General features: G+C 43.2%; 9 protein-coding genes and 1 rRNA gene. 4 read left to right on the top strand and 6 right to left on the bottom strand.

From position 1 onward, the window contains the following. Nucleotides 1-85, top strand: a 5S ribosomal RNA gene (gene rrf / locus FW767_RS03655); the annotation flags it as partial. 225 nt (nt 86-310) lie between these two features. On the opposite strand, the gene FW767_RS03650 is transcribed toward rrf, so the two are convergent. From FW767_RS03650 to pyrB, 6 genes are all read right to left on the bottom strand, one after another. Continuing rightward, nucleotides 311-862 carry an IS1096 element passenger TnpR family protein gene (locus tag FW767_RS03650; RefSeq protein ID WP_121698235.1) on the bottom strand — a complete coding sequence of 184 codons (552 nt, stop codon included), beginning with the start codon at nt 860-862 and terminating at the stop codon, nt 311-313. 158 nt (nt 863-1,020) lie between these two features. Next, nucleotides 1,021-1,746, bottom strand: a complete 726-nt coding sequence (locus FW767_RS03645) for a lysophospholipid acyltransferase family protein (RefSeq protein WP_121698236.1) — start codon at nt 1,744-1,746, stop codon at nt 1,021-1,023. Nucleotides 1,747-1,755: 9 nt separating this feature from the next. Then, the gene (glyA, locus tag FW767_RS03640; protein ID WP_121698237.1) at nt 1,756-3,036 is read right to left on the bottom strand and encodes a serine hydroxymethyltransferase; all 1,281 of its coding nucleotides are present in this window, start codon (nt 3,034-3,036) and stop codon (nt 1,756-1,758) included. Nucleotides 3,037-3,057: 21 nt separating this feature from the next. Next, the gene (locus tag FW767_RS03635; RefSeq protein WP_121698238.1) at nt 3,058-3,627 is read right to left on the bottom strand and encodes a flavin reductase family protein; all 570 of its coding nucleotides are present in this window, start codon (nt 3,625-3,627) and stop codon (nt 3,058-3,060) included. Further along, nucleotides 3,627-4,091 carry an aspartate carbamoyltransferase regulatory subunit gene (locus tag FW767_RS03630; protein WP_369863173.1) on the bottom strand — a complete coding sequence of 155 codons (465 nt, stop codon included), beginning with the start codon at nt 4,089-4,091 and terminating at the stop codon, nt 3,627-3,629. Before FW767_RS03630 ends, FW767_RS03635 begins: the two co-directional genes overlap by 1 nt. Before the next feature lie 5 nt (nt 4,092-4,096). Continuing rightward, nucleotides 4,097-5,020, bottom strand: coding sequence for an aspartate carbamoyltransferase (gene pyrB, locus FW767_RS03625; protein WP_121698240.1), 924 nt, complete (start codon nt 5,018-5,020; stop codon nt 4,097-4,099). 489 nt (nt 5,021-5,509) lie between these two features. Here pyrB and FW767_RS03620 point away from each other — a divergent pair, with 489 nt between their 5' ends. Genes FW767_RS03620 through FW767_RS03610 form a run of 3 tightly spaced genes read left to right on the top strand, consistent with a single transcriptional unit; the run spans nt 5,510 to nt 10,420 of the window. Beyond that, nucleotides 5,510-5,725 (top strand): helix-turn-helix transcriptional regulator, encoded by a 216-nt coding sequence (locus tag FW767_RS03620; RefSeq protein ID WP_121698241.1) that lies wholly within the window; start codon nt 5,510-5,512, stop codon nt 5,723-5,725. A 23-nt stretch (nt 5,726-5,748) separates the two neighbouring features. Further along, on the top strand, nt 5,749-8,463 hold the full coding sequence (locus tag FW767_RS03615; protein WP_121698242.1) for a restriction endonuclease: 2,715 nt from the start codon (nt 5,749-5,751) through the stop codon (nt 8,461-8,463). Further along, on the top strand, nt 8,450-10,420 hold the full coding sequence (locus tag FW767_RS03610) for a site-specific DNA-methyltransferase (protein ID WP_121698243.1): 1,971 nt from the start codon (nt 8,450-8,452) through the stop codon (nt 10,418-10,420). Before FW767_RS03615 ends, FW767_RS03610 begins: the two co-directional genes overlap by 14 nt. Nucleotides 10,421-10,424: the final 4 nt, after the last annotated feature.

The raw sequence follows: 10,424 nt of genomic DNA, 5'->3' as shown, positions 1-10,424 counted from the left end.
CCACCTCTTCCCATTCCGAACAGAGAAGTTAAACCTCATCACGCCGATGGTACTGCGAAAGTGGGAGAGTAGGTAACCGCCCCCTTCAGGGTGCAAGCACAACGCTTGCACCCTTTTTTTATACCCCTACCTTTCACATCCCTGTTTTCTGTATTGCAATAAATTGGTGGCATATGTTTGCTATAGAGCAGATATCCCGCTCCTTGTATACTTTGTGCTGCCACTTACATTATTATATACGGCGCGAACTTGAAAAACTTATTAAGTTCATCAAGCTCGCGCCGCTATATCAATCAATGTGTGCGGGAGGTTACATATTGTCATCAAAGGTCATTTCATCGAAACCTGCAGAGTCAAATTCGTCTTCATTGAACTCTTCGCTTCCATAGAAGTCTTCGTCGAAGTCATCGGCGCCACGTGTTGCAGCAGGAGTGTTTTTGGCTTCAAACTCATCAATATCCATAATCTGGGGCGGAGGAGTGCCCATAGAGGCCACGCACACGGGATCTTTCAGATTTTTACCGGGTATACTCTTCTTCATTTCTATGAAGAAACATCTGTCGGTCATATAATCAAATACAAATATGAGTCGCTTGCCGTCATCTACATAGTCGCTCAGTATGGTCTCGTCCATGAGATAAATTTCTTCGTCAGAGTCTGACCCCATATCTTCAAGAGTTATCTCTCGGCCTTTCTCCCAATTGTCATCACACAAGAAGAATGAGCACATCTGATTTTTATCATAGCCTACGGCATCGCATATGGAATTGCGCAGGTCAAGAAATGTAGCGTCGGCGTCAATATTGATCTCCCGGCGGAAATTGTCAACTTCGTCAGATACAAGTCGGAAATTAAATATCATAGTAATTTAGCTTAATTTTTGTTTTTATGCCAAGATACCATATGGTATCTTCACTTTGCGAAATTAGTAAAATTCCCATATAATTCACCAAAAAATAAGGGAATAATTTTGCCATGCATTGGCTAAAATTATTCCCTTATCTTAAATGGTCCGATATATTACTGATACTTAGGCGGCAATGATGAATGAATGGCTTCGTAGGTGGAGTCCATGAGTGACGGAAGGTCGTGAGTGCCACCTATCGCTTCTATCGGCTTGTGTATGGTAAGCGTAATATGTCCCCATACAGGGAGCTTTTTAAAGCGCGGCATTATGTCAAATGATCCGTCGATAGTGATAGGAACCACGGGCAGCCCGAATTCAACGGCAAGCATATAGGCTCCGCGCTTGAAACGGCGCATTTTGCCGTCCCATGAACGTGCTCCTTCGGGAAACACCACAAGCGACATGCCTCCTTGAAGCTGACGTTCGGCTTTCTCCATCGTGCGCTTGGTCGCAGACGGTGACGAGTTATCAACCATTATGTGGCCCGATATCTTGCAGGAGTATCCTACAAGCGGTATCTTTTCAAGCGAGCGCTTCATCATCCACCTGAAGTTGTGGTTGAGATACCCGTATATCGAAAAGATGTCATAGGCTCCTTGATGATTGGCCACAAACACATAGGAGGTGTGCGGGTCAATGTTTTCCCGTCCTTTGACCGTGACACGCACCAAAGTCATCATACAGAACAGGCGCGCCCACCAATGAGGGAAAAAGTATCCTGCCCAGCGTCCGGCACCTGCCATGCTGAATATTATTGTAATAAGTGCCGTGACCACTGTCGCCGCCAGCAACACCGGCAGCATGACCAATATCTGATATATGCGGTAGAGTATCAGCATAGTTTAAAATCAATAGGCAAACATGGGGTAGGACTCCATGGTCTTGTTCACCTTTTCGCGCACGTCGGCTATGACTTTGGGGTTGTCGTGGTTAGAAAGTACGGTGTCGATCATTTCCACTATGTCGCCCATAAGCTCTTCCTTTGCTCCGCGGGTAGTGATAGCGGGTGTACCGAGTCGTATGCCCGATGTCTGGAACGGACTACGTGAATCAAAAGGTACCATGTTCTTGTTGGCGGTAATGTCAGCTTCAACAAGCACTTTTTCGGCCACTTTACCGGTAAGATCGGGGAACTTGGTGCGTAGATCTACAAGCATACAGTGATTATCTGTGCCTCCGGAAATGATTTTGTAGCCTTTATCGACAAGGGCTTGAGCCATGACTGCGGCATTTTTCTTCACTTGTGCTTGGTAGTCCTTGTATGATGGCTGAAGCGCTTCTCCAAATGCGACTGCCTTGGCGGCTACCACATGTTCGAGTGGACCACCCTGTACGCCGGGGAATACGGCCGAGTCGAGCAGTGCCGACATCTTGCGAAGTTCACCTTTGGGATTGGTTTTGCCCCACGGATTTTCAAAGTCTTTCCCGAGCAGTATAAGACCGCCGCGGGGACCACGAAGGGTCTTGTGAGTGGTTGAAGTGACGATATGGGCATATTTCACGGGGTTGTCAAGCAGACCTGCTGCAATAAGTCCGGCAGGATGTGCCATGTCGACCATTAGTATCGCTCCTATCTCGTCGGCAAGACGACGCATGCGTGCGTAGTCCCATTCGCGCGAGTACGCGCTTGCGCCACCAATAATCAATTTCGGACGCTCGCGGCGTGCCACTTCTTCCATCTGGTCGTAGTCAACGAGTCCGGTATCTTCTTTGACATTATATTCAAGAGCTTCAAACATAAGGCCCGAGAAATTGACGGGGCTTCCGTGGGACAGGTGGCCGCCGTGTGATAGATTCAGACCCAAGAATTTGTCACCGGGTTTAAGACAGGCCATGAATACGGCCATGTTGGCCTGTGCGCCGGAATGAGGCTGCACATTGGCATATTCGGCGCCGAAAAGTTCTTTAACTCGGTTGATGGCGAGTTGTTCGGCTTCGTCGACTACTTGGCAACCTCCGTAGTACCGATGTCCGGGATATCCTTCGGCATATTTGTTGGTGAGGCATGAACCCATAGCCTGCATCACTTGGTCGCTAACGAAGTTTTCTGAAGCGATAAGTTCGATACCGTGTTTCTGGCGCTGGTGTTCACGCTCGATAATGTCAAAAATGCGATTGTCTCTTTCCATAAATTACAGTTTATAATGTTATTATACTTTCTTTTTTACCGACCAACCGAAACGTCCTATCTGGTCGCCGAGTTTGTAATATGCTCCATGGCTATAAGCTATGAGACGTGCCTGTGACATGTCAAAGGCTCCTGTCGTATCATCAATAAAGCGGTCATCAGCCAATACATCAAGAACTTCGGCAATGAACAGGTCATGTGAGCCGAGATTTATAATGTCTTTTACTCGACATTCTATACTTAGCGGTGCTTCTTTTATATAAGGGCATGAAACCTTGACCCCTTTACTGGCAGTAAGACCGGTCTCTTTCCACTTGTCGTAGTCCCGGCCCGAACGCACTCCGGCCCAGTCCACGGCGCGGGCCATATCCTCGGTAGTAAGGTTTATGGTAAACTCCATGCCGGCCTTGATGAGGTCGTAGCTGTATCGCGACTTCCTTACCGAAATGCTGCACATGGCCGGGTCGGAGCATATGGTCCCGGTCCAAGCCACTGTAAAGAAGTTGGTCTTGTCAGGTTCTGATCCGCAGCTTACAAGCACAGCCGGCACGGGGTATATCATCGTACCGGGTTTCCATTCCTGCTTACCCATTATTTTATCTGTGCTTCTTTGGCGTTGACCGAATGTCCGCAGTAGTGGCAGCGTATTACGCGCTCTTTAGGATCGATAAGTTCGAAGCGGGTTTTCATCGGTTCGTTGTTGGTTATGCATTTGGGGTTATCACACTTCACAATACCGATAATGGTCTGGGGAAGTACTACCGGAAATTTTTCCACGACATCAAAGTCGCGTATTATGTTTATTTTGGCTGTTGGTGCTATAAGGGCTATGCGGTTGAGTACGTCTTCTGGAAAAAACGTGTCGGCCACTTTTATAATGCCTTTTGTCCCAAGTTTTTTCGATTCGAGATTGTTGCCGATGGTCACGTGTTTGTCGAGCTTCTCGATACCGAGTATTCTAACTGCCTTAAATAGAGCCGACGAGGGTATGCGGTCTATTACAGTGCCGTTTTGCAGAGCGGCGACTGCAAGTTCTTTTTTAGGAGTAGTCATGATGTTTTTTATTCTTCCGGAATGTCAATACCTAAAGCGCGGCATATTATGGCCTGTCGCGCATATAACCCGTTTTGTGCCTGCTGAAAGTAGTAGGCTTTGGGGCTGTCGTCCACGTCCTGATCTATTTCGTTTACACGGGGAAGCGGGTGGAGCACCCTTAGATTGTCACGCGAGTTTTCGAGCATGGCGACATTAAGATTGTACAGGTTCTTGACCTTCTCATACTCCATTATATCTGTGAAACGCTCACGTTGCACTCGGGTCATATATAGAATGTCGCTGCTGTTTATCACTTCGGGCGAGAAGTCGGTGTACTCGTTGTACTTTATGCCGTGCTCTTCACAGAAAGTGATGTATTCACGCGGCATCTGAAGCTCCTTGCATGCGATGAAGTTGAATGTGGGATTGAAATACTGCATAGCCATGAGCAACGAGTGTACAGTACGTCCGTATTTCAGGTCACCTACCATAGTTATGGTCAGATTCTCCAGAGTGCCCTGTGTCTTGTATATCGAGTATAGGTCGAGCATAGTCTGCGAGGGATGCTGGTTGGCTCCATCGCCGGCGTTTATGACGGGAACTTCGGTCACTTCCGTAGCGTAGCGGGCGGCTCCTTCGAGATAATGGCGCATGACAATCAGGTCTACATAATTGCTCACCATCTTGATGGTGTCTTTCAGAGTCTCGCCTTTGGACGAACTCGTGGTGCTCGCGTCGGAAAATCCGATTACACGGCCTCCGAGACGGTTTACCGCTGTTTCAAAACTAAGTCGCGTACGGGTCGACGGCTCGAAAAATAATGTCGCGACCACGCGCCCCTCCAGAATTTTGTGATTGGGATGCTTCTCGAAGTATCGCGCCTGACGCAGCAAACGCATTATTTCCTCTTTGCTGATATCGGAAATTGATACAAGGCTGTTACTGTTCATCGCTTAAGGAATGATAAATGTATGTGCAAATTTACTACATCCCCTCGGCAAATGCAAATTATTATAATGATTCATCTGCCGTAATTTGTCGCCGTAATAGAAATACATGTTGCTGCATACACCGCACCTTACGTCACCTCATATCTCAAACTCCAATTCTGTTGTTAAATATAATTAACATTTCCGTTGGCGATATTAAAGAAAAGTTGATGCTTTTATGGAATGAGATGATAGACCGAAGTGAATGGATTTGATAATATTTATCATTCCGTTAGGTATTTTTAATTGCTATGATTTTAATTGTTAAGCCCCTTCCAATATTTGAGAATTTCATTCTAACTCAAATTCACATTTTTGAACGATATAATGATTTTGTGCTTCTGTTATTGTCTTATATTGCGCTGTTTTAAGTCATAATAATTATAAACTATATTTGACTATCAAGAATTGAAAAAATTTCATTAATTTTGCATTCATAGAATTTATGTTATGATTGAAAGGATAAATAGAATAAAAGTAGTATTGGCAGAAAAGCAAAAGACTAATAAATGGCTGGCGACAGAGTTAGGCATAAATCCATCAACCGTTTCCAAGTGGTGTACCAACTCATCACAGCCCGATATTGCCTTACTGGTTAAAATCGCAAAACTACTTGAAGTTGAATTGGATGAATTGCTGAACAAGGAATTTGTAGAATCCATATAGTCGTTTATCTGTTATAATATCTTATGAAATTCAAACTTGAAAATCCTCAGCATCAAATGACAGCCATACAAAGTGTGGTTGGCATCTTTCGTGGCATGGAGCGTAACACTTTCGATAACGCCCACAATGAGGATATTCACATGAATGTATGCTCTCTATCAAATCAGCAAATTCATGACAACATACAAAGCATTGTTCTTGAAAATGGCGTGTCTGAAACGCAGACATTTCTAGTAAACGAAAACGATGCGTGTATTGAAATGGAGACGGGCACGGGAAAGACTCTTACATACCTCCAAACTGCTTATGAATTGTTCAAACAATATGGTTTAAGCAAATTTATTGTCCTCGTTCCATCGGTTCCTATACGTCAGGGAGTTATTGATACTTTTGAGAATTTCAAAGAGCAACTGTCTGATAAGTACGATATAACTCCTAATGTATTTGTTTATGACAGCTCAAAAATAAGTCTCCTCCACGATTTTATCACCTCTGACAATCTTCAGATTATGGTGCTGACAATGGCATCATTCAACTCTGAAAACAATATATTGAATCAAGTTGATCGTGAAGATATGTTCAACAATCTTCCACATCTTGAGTCTCTTGCTCAGACACATCCGATAATACTGATGGATGAGCCTCAGGAGGGTATGGATACGGAAAACTCTAAACAATGGATAGCTAAACTCCTACCGCTGTTTAAACTTCGTTATTCTGCTACCCATGCCATTAAAAAGAATGTGCTATACCAACTGAATCCGGCAGAAAGTTATCGGCTTGGGTTGGTAAAGAAATTGGAAGTCTTAACCGTATCTGAAAGTAATGATGAAGCTACGTTAAAATTGGAGATTAGTCAAGTACAGCCCTCCTCAACTCAGGTCAAGGTTAAGATAAAGCTATGGAAGCTCAATAAATCAAAAGGCCGTTTTGAGTTCAAGGAGTCCGGTTTATTGAAAAAGGATGATAATCTTGCCGACAAATCCGGCAATGAATCATATCGTGACTACACTATAAGCCGCATATATAAATCAATGACAGACCGCAAATGGCACGTTGTGTTTACAAATGGGTCTGAAATCATTGAGGGTTCATCGTCTTCAAATAAAGAACAGGTTTGGGCATTGCAGCTTGAATGGCTCATTCGACGTCATTTTGAGAACAAGAACAGATTGAGACCTCATGGCATTAAAAATCTATCATTGATATTCATTGATAGAGTTGCTAACTATATGAGTCCTGAGCGACCGATAATCAAGCAACTTTTTGAACAGAAATATCGCCAAGTCTATGCCGAATTTAATGATGGCAAACAGCCGGCGGATTCCGATGTTCTGGCCACACAGGGCTTTTATTTTGCCAAGACTACACAAGGCGAATATACCGACAAAGAGGATGCTTGCAGAAAGAATAAAGAAATTTTTGATGAAATTCTGCACAACAAGCAGAGACTTCTTTCTTTTGAAAGCCCGATTGAGTTTATCTTTTCCCATTCAGCATTAGGTGTGGGTTGGGATAACCCCAACGTGTTTGGTATTGCAACACTTAACGAAAGCTATTCTGAGAACAAAAAACGTCAGGAGATTGGCAGAGGACTCCGTATCTGCGTTAACCAGAGCGGAGAGAGAGTATATGACAATGATGAGACTCCGGAAGAAGAGCAAATCAACCAGCTTACTATCGTTCCGAATGAAACATACGAGACTTTCGCTCGTAGCTATCAGCAAGAGTATGAGGAACAATTTGGAGTCGGAACTAATATTCCTAAGCCAAAACATACCCATAAGGGGATACGGTTAAATCGTGTAACCTTCAAATTAAAGAAAGATGAAACCTTCATGAGGGTGTTCCGTCGCTTTTGGGATGTGGTTGCAAGAAAAACTACATACCGAATCCATATGGACGAGGATGAGTTAATAAGAAGAAGTATAGAATCTCTGAACGAAATACGAATCAATGACTATATCCTTGAGGTACAAAGCATGAGGATAACTGATATAAGTAATCTGAATAATGCCGAGTACTACGGCTCTGAATCTTATACTGGTAGAGCGAGGTTCAATCCTCATGACCTTGTTGAGGAAATCAGCGAAAAGACCGGACTATGTTATACATCCGTTCTGAAAATTATAGCCGGTATCAGCAATAAAGACCAGTACATTAAGAATCCGCCTGTGTTCATGGAACAGGCTGTCTTTAAGATTCGACAGGTTCAGCTTGACGAATTGGTGCGTTGCATAGAATACACTCCTACCGGAAACATCTATGAATTTAAGTTCGAAGATTTTTCCAAAGACGGATGTGAAGATTGGATAGCCACTCCCAATCATGGAGTATGGGATAAGACTCTTTATGACAGCTCTCTCGAGAAAGAATTTGCGAGAGAGGCAGACAAAATCACAAATTCTGAAGTCCTGTGCTTTCTAAAATTTCCGTCATGGTATAAGATACCAACACCAATTGGGAATTATGAGCCTGACTTTGGAGTTGTCCTTCACAAAAGGCTATTGAGCAGCCCTCATGAGGATAAGGAGTATTATTTCGTTGTTGAAATTAAAGGAACAGACGATATAAACGACACTCGAGCGTTGACACCTCATGAAATTGGACGCATAAAATGTGCGGTCAAGCATTTTAAATCTCTTGGCATCGAGGCATATTACAAAGCCCCAATCAAAGAATACGAAACTTTCAAGGCGCAAGCCAACCAAACAATAAACAATAATGGAAACATATAAAGACCATATAATACAGTCGCCCGACATCAATGCGGAACGCCTTGAAACATTACGCACAATGTTTCCCGATTGGTTTACGCAGGAAGGCAAACTTGACATCAACGAAGTTAAAAAGGCTGTGAACCCTGACGGCGTTGACGAGACTGAACGCTATGAATTCCGTTGGTTTGGCAAATCGAAAGCCAAACGCAATGCTTTCATGCCGACTCGTGCAACTCTGCACTACGACGAAGAGCGGAGTGTCAATCCTGACACTACTGAGAATGTGATAATTGAAGGTGATAATCTTGAAGTATTAAAGATTCTTACACCATCTTATCGCAACAAAATAAAAGTCATCTACATAGATCCTCCGTATAATGCAGATGCACTCACAGCATATAATGACAATTATTCAGAAAGTCGTGCGCATTATTGGGAAGAAGCCAGCATTACTGAAGATGGCGTTCTCATTGACTCCTTGTCTGTTCCAGAAGGAAGAAAACATAGTGTATGGATGAGTGATATTTACGCGCGCCTGCTAAAGGCACGAGATTTACTTGCAGAAGATGGTGTGATACTTATTTCGATTAATGATAAGGAAGTAGCGCATCTAAAAAAAATATGCGAGGAAGTCTTTATGCCAGAGAATTTTATTGCTCAATTCGTATGGATTACAGACGGTAACTTTGATAATCAAGCAAAGATAAAAAGTTGCCATGAGTATGTGTTGTTATACGCTAAAGATGCGAGTAAATTCGATTACCCAGACCTCGTGGATCCAAATGTCGGAGATGGAAGTAAACTAAATAACCAATTTATCCGCAATACGATCGTAAAAAACGGTCCCAAAAATCCAATTCAAACATTAACACTTAGAGCTGGTTTCCCTGCCGAAGTGGAAAATATGGTGTTTAAGGCTCAGTCTAACCATTGGCCCCACCACGAAGCAGACATAGTAATAGAGAACTATAAGGTCAAAAATGATGTCGAAATCACAAGTGGTTGGGCTGCCCGTGCGCAACTAGACCAATTCATGAGTGAAGACAATAATTGGGAGCCGGTTAAAGATACAAAAAATCAAGATACACGGTTCATACTAACCAATGCTGGAGGAATTGATTGTATCAAAGACCGTGGCATTAAGAGCCACGTAATTTCTGTCCTTCAAAACTTAGGAGGAACACAAACTGCGACCTCCGAACTTGAAAGTCTTGGTATTTACGGTTTCCGATACCCTAAGCCTACGCAACTTTTAGAGTATATTCTGAAACTTAATAACAACAAAGATAGTATTATTCTCGATTTTTATGCAGGTACCGGAACTACTGGACATGCGGTAACGAATCTAAATCTTAGAGACGGTGGAACAAGAAAATATATTCTTGTTCAGTTCCCAGTGGCTATATCTCATGAAAACAAAGCTGCTATTAATCGCGGCTTCAAAAAAATCAGCGACATAACTATCGCTCGTAATAAAGCTGTCGCAGAAAAGGTCAAATCGGATTTTGACGGCAGGATTCCTACTCCTGAAGATCAGCAACAGTTAGATCAACTTGGATTCAAAGTGTTTACTTTGACCAAATCATCTTTTCCTCGAACTGACTTTGCCCCTGACTCTGAGAAGTCAGAAGAAGAGAATCTTGCGCTTTTCCACAAGTACGTTGCAGAAAAAGAACAGCAACTTTCTATGGGCTTCGATGATGAGGAACTCATTACGGAAATACTTATTTCCCGTGGCTTCATGCTTACATACAAATTTGAACACAAACCTACATTTACAGAAAATACGGTGTATCTCGCTTCAGACGGTATAAAAGAGACCTATATTTGTGTGGACAACACTTTGGCTGATTCAACCGTCAACTACTTTATGCAGAACACCGACACAAAGTTCATCTGCATAGAGCGCGCGCTCGACTCCACCAAAAAGTTCAACCTAAAAAATCGAATGCAAGACAAATTCTTCGCATTCTAATATT

Source organism: Heminiphilus faecis, assembly GCF_008728965.1.
GTDB lineage: Bacteria > Bacteroidota > Bacteroidia > Bacteroidales > Muribaculaceae > Muribaculum > Muribaculum faecis.
Note: the sequence above shows the minus strand (reverse complement) of the source record. Positions and strands in the feature narration are given on the sequence as shown.

Bases quoted from the DNA above. Each gene is read 5' to 3' on its own strand.
- FW767_RS03650 (WP_121698235.1), bottom strand. From the start codon at position 862: ATGATATTTAATTTCCGACTTGTATCTGACGAAGTTGACAATTTCCGC.
- FW767_RS03645 (WP_121698236.1), bottom strand. From the start codon at position 1,746: ATGCTGATACTCTACCGCATATATCAGATATTGGTCATGCTGCCGGTG.
- glyA (WP_121698237.1), bottom strand. From the start codon at position 3,036: ATGGAAAGAGACAATCGCATTTTTGACATTATCGAGCGTGAACACCAG.
- FW767_RS03635 (WP_121698238.1), bottom strand. From the start codon at position 3,627: ATGGGTAAGCAGGAATGGAAACCCGGTACGATGATATACCCCGTGCCG.
- pyrB (WP_121698240.1), bottom strand. From the start codon at position 5,020: ATGAACAGTAACAGCCTTGTATCAATTTCCGATATCAGCAAAGAGGAA.
- FW767_RS03620 (WP_121698241.1), top strand. From the start codon at position 5,510: ATGATTGAAAGGATAAATAGAATAAAAGTAGTATTGGCAGAAAAGCAA.
- FW767_RS03615 (WP_121698242.1), top strand. From the start codon at position 5,749: ATGAAATTCAAACTTGAAAATCCTCAGCATCAAATGACAGCCATACAA.
- FW767_RS03610 (WP_121698243.1), top strand. From the start codon at position 8,450: ATGGAAACATATAAAGACCATATAATACAGTCGCCCGACATCAATGCG.